This is a genomic window from Bacillus sp. CGMCC 1.16541 (assembly GCF_003184905.1).
Taxonomy (GTDB): Bacteria; Bacillota; Bacilli; order Bacillales; family Bacillaceae_H; genus Priestia.
The window spans coordinates 346,600-366,232 of record NZ_QFRU01000001.1; the positions used below are offsets into that span (position 1 = coordinate 346,600).

Genomic DNA, 19,633 nt, shown 5'->3' on the forward strand with positions numbered 1-19,633 from the left:
CCATTACGATTCCTTCATCATGCGGTAATAAAGTCGTTCGTATTCATTAACAATTGTTGTTGAATGAAATCTATCATTTACGGAAGCTAGTGCTTTTTTCGCCATCGTATTATAACTTTGTTCATTCGTTAATAAATGAACAGCTTTAGAAGCAATACTCTCGACATCACCTAGTTCACATATAAATCCTGTTTCTCCATCTTCAATCACTTCTGGAATGCCACCAACATTTGTTCCGATACAAGGTACCCCACACGCCATTGCTTCTAGTAAAACAAGACCAAAGCTCTCTTTTTCTGATAAAAGTAATTTTAAGTCACTAATGGAGTACAATTCTTCTATGTTCTCCTGTTTTCCTAAGAATAAAACTTTCTCTTTTAAGCCAAGCGTTTTTACTAGTTGACAAATAACTGTCATTTCAGGTCCGTCTCCAACTAATAATAATTTCGCAGGTACTTGTTGTTGAATGAGGTCAAACGATTTTACCACATCTTGAACGCGTTTCACTTGTCTAAAGTTTGATACATGAATGACGACTTTCTCATCTGATTGAATACCATATTCTTTTTTCAAATGAGAAGCATCTATTTTCTTATACACGCGTTCATCAATAAAGTTATAGACCGTTTCAATTTTCTTTTCAGGTTTGACTAAATCATACGTTTGCTCAACTAACGCTTTTGATACAGCTGTAACTACATCAGACTTTTCAATTCCAAATTTGATTAAATCCTTTAATGATGAATCATACCCTAAAACCGTGATGTCTGTTCCATGTAACGTTGTGACAATCTTTAATTGCTCTCCTACCATTTGTTTTGCTAAATATGCACATACTGCATGTGGAATGGCATAATGAGCATGAATAATATCTAGCTTTTCACGCTTTGCCACTTCTGCAATTTTTGTAGATAGTGCCAAATCATAGGGAGGATATTTAAAGACAGAATATTGATTCACTTCGACTTCATGAAAATAAATATTTGGATAAACTTTTTTTAAGCGAAAAGGCATACTAGATGAAATAAAATGAATTTCATGTCCTTTCTCTGCTAATAGTTTTCCTAGTTCTGTGGCAACAACCCCTGAGCCTCCTACTGATGGATAGCACGTGATTCCAATCTTTAATGTCATTGTGTGCCTCCTATTAAATCTCGTTCAATCAGTAATGGTTTTTTCGTTAGAAATCCTTCAGCATATAAAACGCCTACTTCTTTACCCATTAAGCGGTCTCTACTTTCTACTGTTTCAATATAACCGTTTACAAGCGGTGTATCATAAGCATCGTCTGTTTTCGTAAATTGACTCTCATAAGCACGCAAGCTCTCTAATTTTTTTGAATAGGTGTGAGAGACGTCAATGACAAAATGCGGCTTGTGAAACCCATTAATCATATAAAAATAAAAAGACGCGACACGATGGGCATTCTGATTTTGAGGATCACAATATTTCTTTACTCCAGCTGAAAAAATTGCTTCCTCTACTAATCGTGCACAATTCCCGTGGTCAGGATGTCTGTCTTCAATGTAAGGCGCAAACACAACTTTTGGTTTATATGTACGAATGACAGAAACAAGTTCTTTTATGTACTCCTCTTTCATGTATAGGCCTCGATCAGGCATATTCAACTGTATTCGCTCATGAACACCTAAAAGAGAAGAAGCCTTTTGTGCCTCGTCTTGACGAATCGTTACGTTTCCATTTGAAGAGAGTTCTGCATGAGTTAAATCACAAATCCCTACTTTTAACCCTTGCTCTACAAACTTTGCAATGGATCCGCTCATACCGATTTCTACATCGTCCGCATGAGCGCCAAATGCTAATACATCTAATTGATTATTACTCATGTCACTCACCTTGCTGTTTTAGAATAGAACGCCACTTTAAGTCTCCTCGTTCAAGTCCGTGAATAAATAGTTCTGCAGCTCCCATATTCGTGGCAAGTGGGATTGCATACACATCGCATAAGCGCATTAAAGCAGAAACATCTGGTTCGTGAGGTTGTGCTGTTAATGGATCTCGAAAGAAAATAACCATATCCATTTTATTTTGGGCAATCATTGCTCCAATTTCTTGATCTCCTCCGAGAGGTCCCGATTGAAAGCGTTGCACATCTAACCCTGTCGCTTCCATAATCTTTGTTCCTGTCGTACCTGTAGCAAACAACGTATGCTTTTGAAGTACGTACTTATATGCTACAGCAAATTGAACCATGTCATTCTTTTTCTTATCATGTGCGATTAATGCTACATTCATTTTCCTATCCCCTTTTTCACTCATTCTTTACTCAATAATATTTTCTAAACCATAAACGAGCATATCCATGTTCATAACAGTCTCTACTGAAAGTTTAACCCCTGACATGAAAGAAGCTCGGTTATATGAATCGTGGCGAATTTTTAATGACTCACCAAAACCACCAAATAATACTTCTTGATGTGCAATTAACCCAGGAAGACGAACACTATGCAGGTGAATACCATCGTATGTAGCACCTCTTGCCCCTGGTAAAATTTCTTTTTCTTCAGGATGTCCTTGCTTTTTCGTTTCACGCACTTCACTAATAAGCTCTGCTGTCTTTAATCCTGTACCAGATGGCGCATCCAGTTTATTATCATGATGCAACTCGATAATTTCTACATCATTAAAATACTTTGCAGCCATTTGTGAAAATTTCATCATTAGAATGGCTCCAATCGCAAAGTTTGGTGCGATAATACACCCTAGTCCTTTTTCTTCAGATAGCTGCTTTAATTGCTGAAGGTCTTCTTCCGAAAATCCTGTTGTTCCCACGACTGGTCGAACGCCATATTCTAACGCTTTCTTCGTATGTACTCGTCCAATCTCTGGTGTTGTTAAGTCAACGAGCACATCTGCTTTTACTTCTTGTAAACACTTTTCAATGTCTGTATAAATACGAGCTTGTAATTTAGGTAATCCGTCTACTTCACTTATGTATTTCCCTTCGTTGACACGATCAACAGCTGCTACAAGTTCAAAATGTTCTGTATCTTGAATTAAACGTAAAGCCTCGATTCCCATTCTTCCTCTTGGTCCTGCTAAAATAATACGAATCGTTTTCATGTTGTTCTCTCCTTATTCTTCATTATCAATTCTTGTCCAACGATCTTTGTCACGTGTATTAAATTTTTCCATAACACGATTGTGAGCTTCTTGTAAATCAATATTCAATGAATTTGCAAAGCATATTAAAACAAACAACATATCTCCCATCTCTTCTTCAATCGTTTGTTCTTTTTCGCTACTCTTTTTTGGTTTTTCACCATAATAATGGTTAACTTCTCTTGATAATTCACCTAATTCTTCTGTCATACGAGCTAACATTGCAAGCGGACTAAAGTATCCCTCTTTAAATTGACCTATATAAGCATCTACTTCGTTTTGCATTTCTTTCATTGTTTTCTCTGTCACATTCTTCACCTCAACTCTTATTTAAATAGACCTATCCTTAAGTCTTATCATTTCACAAGTCACGGAAAACAGTTAGCTTTTCTTCTAATCCACACCAAATCGTTATCTCTGAGAAATAAATGTTAAAAAACCTCAAAAAAAAAAACAATGATGGTTGTGTACTATCTATTAATCGTCTCTTTACATGTTAGCTAAACAAGTGGCTTTTGACAAACAATTCGTTTAATAAATGTGTCAAACAATGATAAGTGGTTTAGAAGCTACCTTAATCGTAAAAAATGTAATGACATCACCCATCCTTTTGGTTACTTCAATTAACCTCAAACGGCAAGCTTTCAAGAAATGAACTTAAAGATTATTACCTTTTGGGAAAGAACATTGCTTACTAAGGATTTAGTATTTACGACTGTTCATCGTTTCTACTATTATTAGGTAAGAACAGTTTAAAAAAATCACGCGGAGGTACATATGTTTAATGGATTAAGATTACCGAATATTTTATTTATTTTATTAGGTTCCGCTATCTTTGGATTTGGTTTAGTTAATTTTAACATGCAAAATAATTTAGCTGAAGGTGGATTTACCGGAATTACTCTGCTTTTATATTTCTTATATGAAATTGATCCCTCTTATACAAACTTACTTTTAAATATCCCGTTGTTTTTTATTGGGTGGAAGTTGCTTGGAAGAACTTCTTTTTACTATACCATGATTGGCGTTGTGAGTTTATCTGCCTTTCTTTGGATTTTCCAACGTTATCCGGTTGATATGCCCTTAAAAGACGATATGACTTTAGCAGCTTTATTTGCTGGCGTATTCATTGGAGTGGGTTTAGGTATTATTTTCCGATACGGAGGTACAACAGGTGGCGTAGACATAATTGCGAGACTTGTTCAAAAATATGTCGGATGGAATATGGGGAAAACCATGTTTTTATTTGATTTTGTTGTCATTACTGTATCGCTCATCTTCTATTTAACCTATACAGAAGCCATGTATACACTTGTTGCTGTGTTTGTTGCAGCAAAGGTGATTGATTTTATGCAAGAAGGGGCGTATGCAGCGAAAGGGGCGACTATTATTTCATCAAAAAATGAAGAGATTTCTCAGAAAATTATTGAACAAATGGACCGAGGCGTAACCGTCTTGAAAGGACAAGGCTCTTATTCAAAACAAGAATTAAACGTTTTATACTGCGTCGTTAGTAAAAATGAGATATTTCGTTTAAAGCAAGTCATTACTTCAATTGATCCACATGCATTTGTTGCGGTTAGCGATGTGCATGATGTACTTGGAGAAGGTTTTACATTAGACGAAAATAAAAACCCCCTTCAGCGTTAAAAAAAGAGGAGATCACTCCTCTTTTTTCTCATTTCTAGGTATAGGAGTAGGAGTAGGCTTTGCAAAACGCTTATATTTTTGATCAATATAATGCCTAATATCTTTCACTGTTTGACCTTCATTTAACATCTTCATTGATTCGTCAGCGATATCTAGACATAACCCACATTTTGTTGCATGATTGTCCCAAACAACCGCTCCATTGTCTTTTATTTCATAAACGAAACAATCATAATTATCTTTGTGATTAGCCGTTTCTCCACAGCCACAATAACAAGGGATGTATGTAAGCAAATGCTGATAGTGCACAGCTTGTTTATATAGTTCTTTTATTCTTGGCTTCTGTTCATCCAAAAACGTCGGTAGCTCATCCTTACTAGATGTTTCCTCATGAATATCGGGTGTAACACGACATTCGTGATGGTCTTGTTGTTCAGCCGACACCATACTCACACTACTAAATAGCAGCACTAGTCCTAACAAAAGTTGAATCATATGTGACCTTCCTTTCATTCATCTCTTTGTTAGTTTGTCTTAACTATAAAAAAATAGCCGCTCTCTAGTTATAGAGAGCGGCTATTTTTTTAAAGACGCTTAAATGAAAGAAAGCACTTTTCTCTTTTACTTCATTTCACCTTAATCGTCGTTGTTCATACCTGTATAAATTAAAATTAAACGAGCTAGCTCTAATACAGCTACAGCCGCTGCTGCAACATATGTTAACGCTGCTGCATTTAAGACCTTACGTGTTTCACGTTCTTCGTCATTACGAATGACACCTACTGATACAAGCTGACTCATTGCTCGACTTGACGCATTAAACTCAACTGGTAACGTAACAACTTGGAATAGGACAGCTGCTGCCATAAATACAATCCCAAGTAAAAGTAGGTTACTCATAGAAGCAAGAATACCAACTAAAATTAACACCCATGAAATATTTGATCCAAAACTTGCTACAGGAACTAATGCATGTCTGAAACGTAAGAATGCATACCCTTCTGCGTCTTGGATTGCATGCCCTACTTCGTGAGCTGCAACTGCAGCACCTGCTACTGACGTTCCATAATAGTTTTCTTCAGATAGACGAATCACTTTTGAACGTGGATCGTAATGATCGGTTAACACTCCTCTAATCGGTTCAACTTGTACATTGTGTAGCCCGTTATCATTCAAAATTTGTCTTGCTACCTCTGCACCTGTCATCCCAGAAGAACTTGCTACTTTCGAGTACTTTTTGTATGCACCTTTTACTTTAAACTGTGCCCACAAAGGTACTAGAATGATGATGAGAAAGTAAACCAAAAAGCCCATTCACATAGCCTCCAATAATAATGTAATTACTCATATTTTAGACAATAGAAGCTTGTCATGTCAATCATTATGCTCTCGTTGAGAAGTTGGTTTTTGTTTATCAGCATAATATTTTCGCCACCCAACATAAGACAACGTTAAAATAATAATACTTCCAGTCGTAATCATAACCCATATTAACGAAGGGTCCGCTTCATCTTCTTTCATCTTTGTAAATAAGTCGCGCAAATCTAACTCCATTTGATTCATTTGTTGAATTTGAGAGGTTTCGGTTCCCATTATTTGCTCATATTCATTTAGCACTTGTAAATGCGAATCAACCCGTTGTATATATTCTGGGTTAATATCCACTTTGGCACTCGGTAAAATCATGTCGTATTTCGTGGAGAAATCATGAAGTTGCTCTTGAAAGTACTCAGTTTCTCCTTTTTCAAGCGTTTCTTTCATATGACCAAATACAGACATAATACTATCTTCCATTTCTGTCCACATTGGCTGGCGTTCACTTTGAAGCGCATCAACAAGCAAACGGAATTGCATCGCTTTTTGTATTCGAACTTCTATGGCAGTAGATGATGAATCAATGGACCGAGACACTTGTTCATGACAAATAGTTAAGATGCGCAAGTCTTCCACAGACATGTTCAATGAGTTTATATCCAAACGGGCAAATTCGTCCGAAAATTGTTTGAGCATTTTCTGTGCTTCTTCATTTCGCTCTTGCTGTACAAGTAATAAGATTTCATCTGATAGACGGTTCAAGTCACTCCATTCCTTATTAGTCGCAAACGAAACGTGCTGAAGTGCAAAGAAAAAGATTATAACCATCCCGATAATCCTAGCTTTCATCCTTGTCCCTCCTCTAGGTAATAGTAAAACCTATGAAAAGATGGACAAGAGTAGACCAGTTATTTTAAGGATAAGAAAGGAAGGTGAACGTTCTGCTCTGACTGTTTATAAAACGAAAAACATCGTCGTATCAAGCAGGAAACAAGCCAAGGATGTTGACTTTAACCTTCTTAATCCATTTTTCCGACTTGCATTTTAGCAGTATTCTTCATTACTACATATCCGTTTGAATAAAGTTTTGTGTATAAAACTTTTGATATACACCTACACCTAAGCTTGTAAATTCTTTATTAAGCAGTGCTTTTCGATGACCTTCACTATTTAGCCAACCTTCAACAGCAGCTATTCCATCTTGATATTGCGAAGCAATATTTTCACCAGCAGAAACAAAGTCAACCTCTCCTTTTTGCAAACGATCGCCCAAATCTCCTTTTGTTGGTGAAACATGAGAAAAGTATGCATCATCACTCATATCTTTACTATGTCCATAAGCTACTTTTGCTACTTCATCGTTCCATTTCAATGAGTGTAAATGGTGCCGTTTTCGAATAACATTTGTAATATCAAGAATTTGTTGAGCAGTTCCCGCTTCTATTTCGCTCCATTCCTCGTCTGATAGAGGAGCACTATCATACAACGTTCCACGATAAGAGAGCGCATAGGGCCTTTGTTTAATAAGTGTTTCTTCATTCATGACTCTGATACTTGAAACTGTTCCTAGAAAATCATCTACATACAGTTGCACAAATACATCATCATATTTTAAAAGAGGTCGCGTCTTTCTATCTTCATCTGAAAGTTCAAACTTGTAAAAGTCTCCCTCATGAGAAAACTCAACTTCTTTATCTACGTCTATTTTGTTCAACAACTCTTTGTAGTCCTCTCCAATAACAAAAGGAGATGTATTAGTATTTTGTCCAATTGCATAGACAGTTACAATTTCATTATCTAATACCCCAATTTGAAAATAAGTTTCAGGGGTTTCATTGTATACCCACCAATCATAACCATATGCGGATGCATCAATACGAGTTGGCTCTCCAAAGAGACCGATTACTTCCTCTGGACTTTTTCCTACTAGTGAGACAATGTTTTCATTTTCACCATGTAGAGACAAAGCCTCTTCACTTTGCAATTCGTTTGAAGGTGGTTGCACCTCATTTTGTTCTTTATGATATAAATCAGGCAAGTAATCCCCAATATAGATAAACATTAAGATAAAAACAACTAAAAATACTAGTTTTTTCAGTGGTGACTCAACTCCTTTTTGTACTTACTACCTTTTTAACACCATTATGCCTTCATTATACACGTTATGTTATGAAAATTTCTAATAATCTTATGTTTAGAAAACACATTCTAACAAAATGCAAAAAAACTACTAGTGTCAAAACTGGATGCACTCAGTAGTTCTTTTACGGTCTAAATACCATTTATATGTTATTGTATCGTTATCATTTTAATGGAGATGCTCAGAAATTTCTGTTAATGCAACACCAGCACTTTGATCTGATAAGTGATTCGTTGATAAATCTCCTAGTGAAACAATTCCGACAAGCTTCCCATTTTCGACAACAGGCAAACGACGCACCTGATTGTGAGCCATCATTTGTACTGCTTCTTCTACAGATGTTGTCGCTGATACTGTCACTAGCTCACTACTCATCACATCAGTTACTCGACTTGAGTTTGCCTTTTTTTCAGCAACTCCTCGTACAACAATATCTCGATCTGTAATCATTCCTATTAGATGTCCCTCTTCAACGATTGGAATAGACCCGACATTTAACTTTTTCATTTTATCTGCCACTTCAAATACATTATCTTTTGTTGTACACACGTCAATATTAGTCGTCATGACATCACGGACGGTTTGCATGTAACTTCATCCTCTCTATAGCAATGTTTGTTCATTAAAAGAGTATTTTCTCTTTAGAATATAGTGTTACCTGTCCTCTATCTTTTCTTTCCTGGTCATTCACATCAATTTGTCCAAACAACTACACATTTTTATCCAATTATTCATGAATCGTACACATGATTTCATTGCATCATTTATCCATTCGTAATATTATTAAACAAGGGAGTATATGTTTAGGAGGTTTTTACATAATGAGATTTGAAAACATTGGTATTGAAGAATTAAAGGTAGATTTAGTTCGATTAGATTCCATCATGGAAAACTTAGGACTAGTTCGTGCGGGGCAATGGGATTATGAGCGTGTAACGTATGACCGCAAATTTGAGATTCAAAAAGACGTTTTTTATCTTCGTGTACAAGGATATGCAGTAGAAGGTGATGTGGGTAGCCGTCATGCCGTTATAAAATTAATGACTCCTTTACTTGGTAAACACTACTATCCACATGGTGTAGAGTACGGTGAAGGTGAAAGTTTCCCTTCTACACTTGTTGATCAATCAAAGAAATTGCTTTCTCAATTAAAGCAAGAAGTGGAAGCGGTTAATTCTTGATTCAGAGCCGAAAAAGCTAACTTTCAAAGGTTACTTTTTCGGCTTTTTACATCCCCTTTTAAACAAAATAGAATACAGCAACTACTTGCTCTATCCTCTTTCTTCCATTTGGAAATCGAACTCCTTTCGGTCAAACGATTCGTTTAAAAATAAAATGATTTTATTCAAACGAAATTCTGTTATCCCACGTCAGAACATGCTAAAATTAAACTAATGATGTACGTTTGTTCGGAGAAAGGAGCACCAAATTGGCCACATTTTTTTCAAAACGCTTTATTATCATTGCATTAATGATACTAGTATTAACAATACTCGCTGTTTACATCTTGCCTTTATCAGTTCCCTTAATTGTTGCTTTGATTACAGCGCTTTTTTTAGAGCCTGCTGTTCGACTGCTACAAGCAAAGGCTTCATTGAAACGACATTTATCCGTTTTAATTACGTTTTTGCTCTTTTTATTCATCCTTGGACTTAGCGCTTATTTTATTTCAACAAAGGTTATTACAGAAATCGTACAAATTGCGCAAAACACACCTATGTATATTAATGAAATTAACAACCTTTGGTTACAGATGAAAATCAATTTAACGCATGCAGCTCAAAACCTTCCTCCGGGATTTGTAGATGAAGCAAGCAGACAAGTGGATGACTTTTTAAATAAATTGCGTGTAGATTTAGCATCGTATTTAAACATTGAAAATGTGAAATCGCTCATTACGAATATTCCGAATTTTCTAGTGAGCTTCATTGTTTACTTAATAGCTCTTTTCTTATTTATGCTAGACTTACCAAAACTAAAAGATAACTTTTACAGCCACTTAACCGATAAGACAGCAGATAAAGTTCAATTCATGAGCTCAAGGCTGTCTCATGTTGTATTCGGTTTTTGTAAGGCACAGTTTTTAGTCAGTGTGCTTATTTTTATTGTCACATTAATTGGGTTGTTTATCATTGCACCAGAAATTGCATTGGTTATGTCTTTTGTTATTTGGATTATTGATTTAATCCCAATTATTGGTTCAATTGTTATTTTAGCTCCGTGGGCGTTGTTTCATTTAGCAGCAGGGAATGTTGCGCTAGGAACAAAATTGGCTATTTTAGCTGCCGTTTTGCTTATTATTCGCCGTACAGTGGAACCTAAAATTATGGGTAGTCATATTGGTTTATCTCCCCTTTCAACGCTAATCACAATGTTTTTAGGTTTACAACTATTTGGCATTCTAGGCTTCATTATTGGGCCACTTGCCTTGATTGCATTCAATTCTGCTCGAGAAGCAGGAATTATCAAAACAAACTTCAAACTATAAAAGAGGTTAAGTAGGAGGGAAATCCCACCCACTTAACCTCTCAACATCCCTTGTCTGATCCTGCCTATTATGAAGTGATCCTAAATATTAGATTAGGTTTTTAACTTTCATGTGTCACCTCATTAACAGATAATCAGGCAAGGAATGTTACCTATCATTTTTCCTTACTAAGCGTTATACCCTTGCTTACTTTATCGATACTAAAAGAAGTCCATAAAGGTTGTATCTTTCTTCGTAATCATTTCTTCAAGTTGCGTTAATTCCTCTTTAGATCCATGAATCTGTCCAAGTTTTGCTAGTTCACTCACTTTTTTATACCCCATTAATGCACACGTTAACGATTGAATAGTAAGGTGTACTCCTCGTTTAGGAGGAGTAGTACAACGACTGCCTTGACTTTGCGGCTGATAGAATGTGATGTTCCCATCTTTAATTAAATACGTACCATTGTTCCATTCTGCTTGAGCATCGTATAAATGAATGAATAATGACTTTTCCACTTTCTTTAAAGGATACTTTGATAAAAACCGTTCGACGTCCACAATTCTTCCCATAAAGTAAGGGTGCACGATTTGTTCAATTCGAGGATTGTGTAGCAAGTACGCTAATAAGTCATTAGCTGGTACAACCATTTCCATTTCTTCAATCATAGAATCATGTTGACATATAAAGTTCCAAAGCGCTTTTGTACCTTCAATCTCAATCGAAATAAACTCTTCCACATTCATCTTTCCATCTTTTACGCTATACATTAGATAACCTGTTGGATCATTTTTAGAATTAAACCAGACCACATAGTGAGTACTTTTGTCTTCTGCAAATGACAGCCACCAGTTCTGTGACCGCTTTAACATACCATTATATTGCTTCGTGTATAATTCATAAATATGATTGATTAACTCTATATCTTTTGGAATATACACACGCTTTACAAAGCCTGTTGCTTGATTAAATGGGATAAGATCTTCCTTTTTCACTTTATATTTCTTTTGATCAGCAATAAGTTCCCAGCCATATTTTCGATAAAAGCTAACTTTAAAAGGATGAAGATAAGACACGAGTTGACCGCACTTTCTCATTTCTTTTAAACTATGTAACAGTAACTCATTTACATGCCCACTTCGTCGATACTCAGGCCATGTTGCTACTCCTGCAATACCACCCATTTGTATCTCTTCTTCTTCAATAAAGACACTATGTGACAATATGTGTAGCTTTGATGCTAACTGCTCCCCATCAAAAATCCCCCACACTTGATGGTCGTTTAACTTGTTAATGCGTTGAATTTTTTCCTCTTTTGATAACGTATATTGAAACGCATACTGAGATAGTTCTAATGACTTCTCATACTCATTCTCTTGTAATAATCTCATAAATTGACTACCCCCTTTCACTCACTTTTCTTATTTATACATGTACGCTACGAATTCCTCTATTTAACAACAAAAAAACAGCTACAGGCTAAGCCTATAACTGTTTAAAATCCTAATATTGCTTTAATGACGGATGTTGTTTCTCCTCCGCGGTAAAATACATACAACAGTAAATAAACAGCTACACCTGTAGTAGCAGTAAAGAACCAAATAATGCTTGTAATAGGCCCAATCTTTTTATGTTTAATCAACTGATTTTTATATCCTGTTAACAAAGTGACAATCCCAAATACAGCCCCTACGGTTGCTAAAAAGATGTGAAATACTAAAAACAACGTATAGTAAATCTTAATATCATCTGGACCACCAAACGCTGTATTTCCAACAAAAATAGTACGAGAAGCATAAATGACAAAGAAAATAATTGCAAATATCGCCGCTACAAACATTGCTTTTTTATGTGCTTCAATCTTCCCTTTGCTTACAAGATACCAGCCAACCGCAACTGTTATGGCACTCAATACGATAAACGTCGTACTAATAGTCGGTAAAATAGGTAACGAATTCATAGCTGCATCCTTTCTCTTTTCCCCAACAATTACGCTATGCCCTTGTCTATCTAAAAGGGGATGTTGGTGTAATTGTTTCTGTTAATTCCAATTCATCTTTTTGACGCTCACTCTTTGCCCACTGGAAGAAAATATATCCTAAGACTGTTCCATACACAATTTCTTGAATTACCTTCATTATGACCCCTCCAAGTTGCTGGTCTTCAACTGGTGGTAACATATTAAACATTTCTGGACCGATTGTCCCCATCGCTGCTAACATACTAGGTGGTACACATAAAGCTAGAGCATTTACCCAAGCTTCAGGATCTGTATACGTTGCATATAAAGACGTGTCAGCAAAAATAATTAACGCACAAGCTGGAGTTAACAATACACCGTCTGCAAAGATATACCCAATTCTCTTTACTCCTGACAATGATTGATGCTCAGGTAATTGATTCATTAACGGCCACCACATAAAGAATGCAGTAACAAATAAAATAAATGAAACAACTCCATGAAGTGTTGCATCCGTTTTCACAACATCAAAAACCAAAGGGATATGGTATAACGAAAATGTACCATTAAATACGAGAAGTGCAATTAACGGCTTTGAGAAGAATGAAAAAAACGGTTTTACAAACTTATAATTAATAATAGCTCGCGCTAACCAACTCGGAATGCCTAGAATTAGCAATGGCGGAATAGCAAGATACACAATTGCCATTTGTGTCATATGAGCACTAAACATTAAATGCCCAAGTAAATCAACAGGCCCCCCTTTAAAGAAATACAGCAAAACCATGCTAACCACAAAATATACTTGTGTTTTTGTATGTACCGGTTCGCTATCAGTAAAGCGAGAACGCAGCGGATTGATTACTACAAAATAAGAAATCGTAATGGCTGCTATTATTAAAAAGAAATAAGGACTCCAAAGTGCTTGAAAACCAAAAACTTGTAAGTTATTAAACAACGAAACATCACCTCTAATTTTAGGAGTGACCAGTTACTGTTATTATACACGAAAAACTTTATACCTAGCAATGTCACTATGTATGAACATTTTGTTAACTCTACTCGCAAACTTACCATGACGGAGAAATTGTCATGGTAGGTTTGCGAGCTTTAATAAAAATGATAAAAATCAATTACATTCTATTTATCTATCTAGAAAAAATAAATATTCATCTAGAGAATCTGTCAAGATAAAAAGAGCTAGCAAACATGCTAGCTCTTTCTGTTTATTACCACCAAACAATTGTTATGAATGCTAGTACTGTTAGTAGACCAACAGCTAAGCCAGAATATAAGAACATTGCTGGTACATCATGACCTTTATGACTCATATGCATGAAATAATAAAGTTGAAACACAACCTGCACGACTGCAAGCAAGATAATGAATGGTACTGTAAACCACCCTGTAAAATCTTGATTGTATACTGCAAAGAATGCAACAAGCGTTAAAAAGATCATGAGCGCAAATGAGATAACTTGATATCTCATTTCTTCAGCATTTTTCTTTTTACGATAAGCTAAGTCTACTTTTGGGTTACGTGAACTTGAATGATTTGTCTCCATCAGATTATCCCACCATTCCCATTAAGTATACTACTGTAAAGATAAACACCCACACTACGTCGATAAAGTGCCAGTAAAGGCTAGCAACATAGAACTTTGGTGCGTTGTATAAGTTTAGTCCACGTCTAAAGTTACGAATAATTAGTGTACCAATCCATAATAAACCAAACGCTACGTGAGCTCCATGCGTTCCAACTAATGTATAAAACGCAGATCCAAAAGCACTACTTGTGAATGTATGCTTTAGGTGAATGTAATGATTGAACTCATAAATCTCTAACAGTAAGAATGCAAACCCTAGTAGCCATGTAATAATCATCCAAAGTTGCATCTTTTTAAAGTTAAAATTCTTCATGTGGTACATTGCATATACACTTGTTAATGAACTCGTTAAAAGTAACATCGTTGCAACAAAAACAAGTGTAATATCAAATAGCTCTTGTGTAGTTGGACCACCAGCTGTTGAATCTTTTAGTGCTAAATATGTTGCAAAAAGTGATGCGAATAAAACTGTTTCTCCACCGAGGAAAAGCCAAAAACCTAGAAACTTATTCTTACCTTCAAGGGTTGCTTTTTCAGGCGATGCGGGAAACGTTTCAGGCGTTAATTTCTGTTCAGCTGCCATTATGCATTCGCCCCCTTATCATCATCATTTAAAATATCTTCTTTATGAATATGGTAACCATGATCATCAATCCATGAACGGAAGAACATCGAAATAAATGTAATTGCTAATCCTGCAATACCTACAATGTCACCCCAACCATGATCATTACGATACATGAATCCGAATGCAGCTACGAATAGACCAACAGAAATCATAAATGGAATAAACGAACCATTTGGCATATGGATGTCACCAACTGGCTCAGCTGGAGTCATCTCTTTTTTACCTTCCATTTTTTCTACCCATAACGCATCTAAACCACGAACAAGTGGAGTCTGCTTGAAGTTATACTCAAGTGGAGGTGACGCAACTGCCCACTCAAGTGTACGTCCATCTTCCCATGCATCTCCAGCAGCTTTCTTACCGTTAATGCTTGTTTTAATTACATTGATTAATAACACAATTGTCGCTACAGCCATAAACGCAGCTCCAACTGAACTAATTAAGTTTCCAGTTTCTAAACCTTGACCAGGTAAGAACTTCCAAATACGACGTGGCATTCCCATTAAACCTAAGAAATGCTGAATGAAGAACGTTAAATGGAATCCAATAAAGAATAACCAGAATGTAATCTTACCAAGTGTTTCATCTAACATACGACCAAACATTTTTGGCCACCAATATGTTACACCCGCAAGTAGTGCAAATACTACCCCACCTACAATTACGTAGTGGAAGTGAGCAACTACGAAATACGAATCATGGAACTGATAATCCGCAGGAGCTGCAGCGTTCATAATACCTGTTACCCCACCCATTACGAAAGAAGGGATAAAGGCTACTGCATACAACATTGGAACTGTAAACTTGATACTACCGCCCCAAAGGGTTAGTAGCCAGTTAAAGATTTTAATACCTGTAGGAACAGCAATTGCCATTGTTGCTACCGCAAAGATTGCATTTGCAATTGGGCCTAATCCTGTTGTAAACATGTGGTGAGCCCACACCATGAATCCTAAGAACCCGATTAATACAGTTGCAAATACCATTGAAGAGTATCCGAACAGTCGTTTTCTTGAGAATGTAGATAAAATTTCCGAGAAAATACCGAACGCTGGAAGTACTAATATGTATACTTCAGGATGTCCGAAAATCCAGAATAAATGCTCCCAAATGATTGTGTTACCACCCATTGTCGGATCAAAGAAATTTGCACCGAATAAACGGTCAAAGATTAATAAGAATAATCCTACTGTTAATGGTGGGAATGCAAATAAGATAAGAGCAGACGCTACAAATGTCGACCAAGTAAACAATGGCATACGCATGTAAGTCATACCTGGAGCGCGCATGTTAATAATTGTTACAAGGAAGTTGATACCACCAATTAAGGTTCCAGCACCAGAAATCTGTAAACCTAATGCGTAAAAGTCAATACCATGACCTGGAGAAGCTAATGATAAAGATGCGTAAGATGTCCACCCAGCATCAGGTGCTCCCCCTAAGAACCAACTTAGATTTAAGAAAACTCCACCTGCAAAGAATAACCAAAAACCTAGTGAGTTTAAGAATGGAAATGCAACATCACGTGCCCCTATTTGAAGAGGTACAACCGCATTCATTAATGCAAATAAAAGCGGCATCGCTGCAAGGAAGATCATGGTTGTTCCGTGCATTGTTAAAATTTCATTGTAAAGACCAGCACTAACAAAATCGTTATCTGGTACCGCAAGTTGAATACGAATAAATAAAGCCTCTATACCACCTACAAGGAAGAAAAACCCACCTGATATTAAATAAAGGATGGCAATTTTCTTATGGTCTACAGTTGTAAGGTAATCCCACACTGTAGCTCCAAAGCCTTGTTTCTTAGATTGCGTACTCACGGCTTAACCTCCCTTTCTATAAATCTCTATGACTTATTCGAGAATTACTTTTCTTTTAGACCTTTTAAATATTCTGTTAATTGATCTAACTCTTCATCACTTAATTCAGGATATGTACCTGTCATTTTGTTACCTGGTTTTAATGTTTCAGGATCTTTTAACCACTGTTTTAGATTTTCATCATTATGATCTAAAATACCAGCGATTTTCTCACGATCTGCAAAACCAGCTAAGTTTGGTGCCTGACGAGCTTGTTCTGGACGACCATCTTGTGCTTCAACTGCGTGACAGCCAATACAGCTTTGATTAAAGATTTCTTCACCTGCTTGTGCAACTTCTGTTGTCACTTCAGGTTTAGCATCTTTCAAGTTTGCTACCCAAGCATCGTATTCTTCTTGAGGAAGCGCTCGCACTTTAAAGTCCATTAAAGCATGTGAAGGACCACATAGCTCTGCACATTTTCCGTAGAATACACCACCAGCTTTTTCAGCTCTCTCAGAATCGAATACTAACCAGAATTTATTCTCGTTATCAGTGTTTGTGTCTAACTTTCCACCCACTGAAGGAATCCAAAATGAGTGCTTTACATCAGATGCTTTTACATTGAAGTAGACTTTTTTATCTGTTGGGACAACTAAATCTTGTGACGTGATAATTCCTTCATTTGGATATTCAAACTCCCACCAGTAAAGGTTGGCACGCACATTGACAACCATTGCATCTTTCTTTTCCATTCCCTTTACATCAGCCAATTTAAATGTATCCATGACTGTTGGTACTGTTAATACAATTAGTAATAGAATCGGAATAACAGTCCAGATGATTTCTAGTTTGTGACTTCCTTCCACTTGCTTTGGAATGACATTCTCTTCGCCTTTACGACGACGGAAGCGCACAACTACATAAACGAAGATAATGGAAACTATAATGATAACCAGAACCATTATCGCAGTACTTAAAAGCATTAATGAGTACTGCATGTCTGCTACTTCACCAGCTGGTCGTAACGTTGATAAGAACGGTTTACCACATCCAGCCAATAAAAGCGCTATCATGCTAAACAAAGACAATATGCGCCACTTTGGTAGCCTTTTTTTCATAGCTTATTCAAACCCCTCTTTCATTGATGTAATTTTACCGTTTGTAAGGACAATCCTACACACAGCAAAACATGAAATTCCTTCTATAAAATAAATTCTAAGTAGAAGAAATACCCAACCAATAATATGTAAGTTTCCACCAATTGCAGACCTACTAATTAGCGGAGGTACTGCACATGATACACTACCTACTACAGTGTTCATTTTATATTGACGCTTTGATCACATTACCTAAATACAGGTGTTTAATAGCTACTTGTTTAATTCAAGTTGCTGTTACATTTATGATCGTAAGCATTAATACACTCGTTAGAGTAAAACCTATCCCTAGTCGCATAAGACTGTTCATTAAGAACTTCATATTCTGTTTTTCAATATAGAAAATTGAAGGCGTTTCCACATAACGTATACATAAAAATACAATTCCAAAAAATAACTTATATTGTATATTAGAACATGTTTCTCCTGTCTATTAAAACACATTTTTCGGTAATTTTGTGAAAAAAATATGAAAAATATATGGATTTTTTTTGTCACATGACTGAATTTACACTCTGTTACTTGATTCTTTTATATAATTAACAATAGAATGAATGAGTGTGTGTTGTAAACAATATTTGTATAGTGTTAACTTAATCTAGCAACAATTTGTGTACTTTTCTATTTAACTACTTTTCACTATAATAACATATGAAATTCCTTTTCATTGTTAAAATAACAAAAATTTTCCTATCAAAACATTTTCTTCGCCGATTTCACTGTTTTGTACTTTTACTGATATAATATTACAGGGCGATTTATTTAACGTATGATTTATTTATTATAAGACTTAGGACGGTGAGTGGTTTGCGACGTGGATTAAAATGGCTCTCTGTAGCCTCAACTATAGTTATGCTACTTGTTTTATTAGGTGGTGCACTCGTTACAAAAACAGAATCAGGAGCTGGATGTGGGGATTCATGGCCGCTATGTCATGGAGAACTTATCCCTAGTAACATTACTCCTGAGCTTGTTATTGAATTAAGTCACCGTGTTATTTCTGGTGGTGCAGGGCTATTAATTTTAGCTCTTTCAGTCTGGTCATGGATCGCACTTGGACATGTAAGAGAAGTAAAACCTTTAGCTTTTATCTCATTCTTTTTCCTTGTTTTACAGGGCTTAATTGGTGCTGCTGCTGTTATGTGGGGACAATCTGATGCAGTATTAGCACTTCACTTTGGTATATCACTTGTATCATTTGCATCTATCTTACTATTGACACTTATTATCTTTGAAGTGGACAAAAAATTTGATGCTAACTCTGTGAAGGTTGCGCCTAGAATGAAGTTTCACATTTATGGCATCATTTTATATAGTTACCTTGTTGTTTACACAGGTGCTCTTGTTCGACATATGAATGCTAGTCTTGCTTGCCCATCGTGGCCGTTATGCTCAAAAGCTGGTATGCCCACACAAATGCATGAGTGGATTCAGATGGGACATCGCTTTGCAGCCGGCTTAATCTTTGTTTGGATTTTAATTGCATTTGTTCATGCTTTTAAGCATTATCGTAATCAAAAGACTATTTACTACGGCTGGATGATTGCACTTATTTTAGTCTCATTACAAGTTGTATCTGGTGCCCTTGTTGTATTTACAAAACTAAATTTATTTATCGCACTTGGACATGCTTTATTTATCTCTTGTCTCTTTGGAGTATTGAGTTACTTAGCATTGATGGCAACACGTAGTAAATATAATGAAGGAACACTTAATCAAGATCATACTATATCAAAATAAAAAAACGAGAAAGGCATCGCCTTTCTCGTTTTTTTATTT

General features: G+C 36.1%; 21 protein-coding genes. 4 read left to right on the forward strand and 17 right to left on the reverse strand.

Annotation, left to right across the window (positions count from 1 at the left end; all coding sequences use genetic code 11):
* Positions 1-3: 3 nt before the first annotated feature.
* The 5 genes from bshA to DIS06_RS06250 are packed head-to-tail and all read right to left on the reverse strand — an operon-like array spanning position 4 to position 3,432.
* Positions 4-1,134, reverse strand: a complete 1,131-nt coding sequence (bshA, locus tag DIS06_RS06230; protein WP_110112371.1) for an N-acetyl-alpha-D-glucosaminyl L-malate synthase BshA — start codon at positions 1,132-1,134, stop codon at positions 4-6.
* Positions 1,131-1,847: a bacillithiol biosynthesis deacetylase BshB1 gene (gene bshB1 / locus DIS06_RS06235; RefSeq protein WP_110112372.1), complete on the reverse strand. Its 717-nt coding sequence runs from the start codon at positions 1,845-1,847 to the stop codon at positions 1,131-1,133. Before bshB1 ends, bshA begins: the two co-directional genes overlap by 4 nt.
* Before the next feature lies 1 nt (position 1,848).
* Complete coding sequence (mgsA, locus tag DIS06_RS06240) at positions 1,849-2,256, reverse strand: methylglyoxal synthase (protein ID WP_110112373.1); 408 nt, start codon at positions 2,254-2,256, stop codon at positions 1,849-1,851.
* A 27-nt stretch (positions 2,257-2,283) separates the two neighbouring features.
* On the reverse strand, positions 2,284-3,084 hold the full coding sequence (gene dapB, locus DIS06_RS06245) for a 4-hydroxy-tetrahydrodipicolinate reductase (protein ID WP_110112374.1): 801 nt from the start codon (positions 3,082-3,084) through the stop codon (positions 2,284-2,286).
* Positions 3,085-3,096: 12 nt separating this feature from the next.
* On the reverse strand, positions 3,097-3,432 hold the full coding sequence (locus DIS06_RS06250; protein ID WP_481746845.1) for a nucleotide pyrophosphohydrolase: 336 nt from the start codon (positions 3,430-3,432) through the stop codon (positions 3,097-3,099).
* Between the two features lie 468 nt (positions 3,433-3,900).
* Between DIS06_RS06250 and DIS06_RS06255 the strand changes: the two genes are divergently transcribed.
* Positions 3,901-4,773: a YitT family protein gene (locus DIS06_RS06255; RefSeq protein ID WP_110112375.1), complete on the forward strand. Its 873-nt coding sequence runs from the start codon at positions 3,901-3,903 to the stop codon at positions 4,771-4,773.
* Between the two features lie 12 nt (positions 4,774-4,785).
* Here DIS06_RS06255 and DIS06_RS06260 read toward each other — a convergent pair whose 3' ends face one another.
* From DIS06_RS06260 to DIS06_RS06280, 5 genes are all read right to left on the reverse strand, one after another.
* Complete coding sequence (locus DIS06_RS06260) at positions 4,786-5,268, reverse strand: PCYCGC domain-containing protein (protein WP_239421903.1); 483 nt, start codon at positions 5,266-5,268, stop codon at positions 4,786-4,788.
* A gap of 141 nt (positions 5,269-5,409) precedes the next feature.
* Positions 5,410-6,087 (reverse strand): zinc metallopeptidase, encoded by a 678-nt coding sequence (locus DIS06_RS06265; RefSeq protein ID WP_110112377.1) that lies wholly within the window; start codon positions 6,085-6,087, stop codon positions 5,410-5,412.
* A 60-nt stretch (positions 6,088-6,147) separates the two neighbouring features.
* Positions 6,148-6,936, reverse strand: coding sequence for a sporulation protein YpjB (gene ypjB, locus DIS06_RS06270; protein ID WP_110112378.1), 789 nt, complete (start codon positions 6,934-6,936; stop codon positions 6,148-6,150).
* Between the two features lie 214 nt (positions 6,937-7,150).
* Entirely contained in the window at positions 7,151-8,125 is a 975-nt protein-coding gene (locus DIS06_RS06275) for a CAP domain-containing protein (protein WP_162595898.1), read from the reverse strand.
* A gap of 270 nt (positions 8,126-8,395) precedes the next feature.
* Positions 8,396-8,815: a CBS domain-containing protein gene (locus tag DIS06_RS06280; protein ID WP_110112380.1), complete on the reverse strand. Its 420-nt coding sequence runs from the start codon at positions 8,813-8,815 to the stop codon at positions 8,396-8,398.
* 233 nt (positions 8,816-9,048) lie between these two features.
* Here DIS06_RS06280 and DIS06_RS06285 point away from each other — a divergent pair, with 233 nt between their 5' ends.
* Both DIS06_RS06285 and ytvI read left to right on the forward strand, forming a co-directional pair.
* Entirely contained in the window at positions 9,049-9,408 is a 360-nt protein-coding gene (locus DIS06_RS06285; protein WP_110112381.1) for a YugN family protein, read from the forward strand.
* Positions 9,409-9,656: 248 nt separating this feature from the next.
* Positions 9,657-10,715, forward strand: a complete 1,059-nt coding sequence (gene ytvI, locus DIS06_RS06290) for a sporulation integral membrane protein YtvI (RefSeq protein ID WP_110112382.1) — start codon at positions 9,657-9,659, stop codon at positions 10,713-10,715.
* Between the two features lie 200 nt (positions 10,716-10,915).
* Here ytvI and DIS06_RS06295 read toward each other — a convergent pair whose 3' ends face one another.
* The 7 genes from DIS06_RS06295 to coxB form a co-directional block, all read right to left on the reverse strand.
* A complete protein-coding gene (locus DIS06_RS06295) occupies positions 10,916-12,088 on the reverse strand; it encodes a GNAT family N-acetyltransferase (protein ID WP_110112383.1) in 1,173 nt (390 codons plus the stop codon).
* Between the two features lie 104 nt (positions 12,089-12,192).
* The gene (locus DIS06_RS06300) at positions 12,193-12,657 is read right to left on the reverse strand and encodes a DUF420 domain-containing protein (protein WP_110112384.1); all 465 of its coding nucleotides are present in this window, start codon (positions 12,655-12,657) and stop codon (positions 12,193-12,195) included.
* Between the two features lie 46 nt (positions 12,658-12,703).
* Entirely contained in the window at positions 12,704-13,615 is a 912-nt protein-coding gene (gene ctaG, locus DIS06_RS06305) for a cytochrome c oxidase assembly factor CtaG (RefSeq protein ID WP_110112385.1), read from the reverse strand.
* Between the two features lie 271 nt (positions 13,616-13,886).
* Positions 13,887-14,222 (reverse strand): cytochrome c oxidase subunit IVB, encoded by a 336-nt coding sequence (gene ctaF, locus DIS06_RS06310; protein ID WP_110112386.1) that lies wholly within the window; start codon positions 14,220-14,222, stop codon positions 13,887-13,889.
* A 4-nt stretch (positions 14,223-14,226) separates the two neighbouring features.
* Positions 14,227-14,847 carry a cytochrome c oxidase subunit III gene (ctaE, locus tag DIS06_RS06315; RefSeq protein WP_110112387.1) on the reverse strand — a complete coding sequence of 207 codons (621 nt, stop codon included), beginning with the start codon at positions 14,845-14,847 and terminating at the stop codon, positions 14,227-14,229.
* The gene (gene ctaD / locus DIS06_RS06320) at positions 14,847-16,715 is read right to left on the reverse strand and encodes a cytochrome c oxidase subunit I (protein ID WP_110112388.1); all 1,869 of its coding nucleotides are present in this window, start codon (positions 16,713-16,715) and stop codon (positions 14,847-14,849) included. Before ctaD ends, ctaE begins: the two co-directional genes overlap by 1 nt.
* A gap of 44 nt (positions 16,716-16,759) precedes the next feature.
* Complete coding sequence (gene coxB / locus DIS06_RS06325) at positions 16,760-17,815, reverse strand: cytochrome c oxidase subunit II (RefSeq protein WP_110112389.1); 1,056 nt, start codon at positions 17,813-17,815, stop codon at positions 16,760-16,762.
* Positions 17,816-18,661: 846 nt separating this feature from the next.
* On the opposite strand from coxB, the gene DIS06_RS06330 reads away from it, so the two are divergent.
* On the forward strand, positions 18,662-19,594 hold the full coding sequence (locus tag DIS06_RS06330; RefSeq protein WP_162595899.1) for a COX15/CtaA family protein: 933 nt from the start codon (positions 18,662-18,664) through the stop codon (positions 19,592-19,594).
* The last annotated feature ends 39 nt before the right edge of the window (positions 19,595-19,633 follow it).

What these genes read in the sequence shown, in the direction of transcription:
- bshA (WP_110112371.1), bottom strand. Translation starts at nt 1,134, where the DNA reads ATGACATTAAAGATTGGAATCACGTGCTATCCATCAGTAGGAGGCTCA.
- bshB1 (WP_110112372.1), bottom strand. Translation starts at nt 1,847, where the DNA reads ATGAGTAATAATCAATTAGATGTATTAGCATTTGGCGCTCATGCGGAC.
- mgsA (WP_110112373.1), bottom strand. Translation starts at nt 2,256, where the DNA reads ATGAATGTAGCATTAATCGCACATGATAAGAAAAAGAATGACATGGTT.
- dapB (WP_110112374.1), bottom strand. Translation starts at nt 3,084, where the DNA reads ATGAAAACGATTCGTATTATTTTAGCAGGACCAAGAGGAAGAATGGGA.
- DIS06_RS06255 (WP_110112375.1), top strand. Translation starts at nt 3,901, where the DNA reads ATGTTTAATGGATTAAGATTACCGAATATTTTATTTATTTTATTAGGT.
- DIS06_RS06260 (WP_239421903.1), bottom strand. Translation starts at nt 5,268, where the DNA reads ATGATTCAACTTTTGTTAGGACTAGTGCTGCTATTTAGTAGTGTGAGT.
- DIS06_RS06265 (WP_110112377.1), bottom strand. Translation starts at nt 6,087, where the DNA reads ATGGGCTTTTTGGTTTACTTTCTCATCATCATTCTAGTACCTTTGTGG.
- ypjB (WP_110112378.1), bottom strand. Translation starts at nt 6,936, where the DNA reads ATGAAAGCTAGGATTATCGGGATGGTTATAATCTTTTTCTTTGCACTT.
- DIS06_RS06280 (WP_110112380.1), bottom strand. Translation starts at nt 8,815, where the DNA reads ATGCAAACCGTCCGTGATGTCATGACGACTAATATTGACGTGTGTACA.
- DIS06_RS06285 (WP_110112381.1), top strand. Translation starts at nt 9,049, where the DNA reads ATGAGATTTGAAAACATTGGTATTGAAGAATTAAAGGTAGATTTAGTT.
- DIS06_RS06295 (WP_110112383.1), bottom strand. Translation starts at nt 12,088, where the DNA reads ATGAGATTATTACAAGAGAATGAGTATGAGAAGTCATTAGAACTATCT.
- DIS06_RS06300 (WP_110112384.1), bottom strand. Translation starts at nt 12,657, where the DNA reads ATGAATTCGTTACCTATTTTACCGACTATTAGTACGACGTTTATCGTA.
- ctaF (WP_110112386.1), bottom strand. Translation starts at nt 14,222, where the DNA reads ATGGAGACAAATCATTCAAGTTCACGTAACCCAAAAGTAGACTTAGCT.
- ctaE (WP_110112387.1), bottom strand. Translation starts at nt 14,847, where the DNA reads ATGGCAGCTGAACAGAAATTAACGCCTGAAACGTTTCCCGCATCGCCT.
- coxB (WP_110112389.1), bottom strand. Translation starts at nt 17,815, where the DNA reads ATGAAAAAAAGGCTACCAAAGTGGCGCATATTGTCTTTGTTTAGCATG.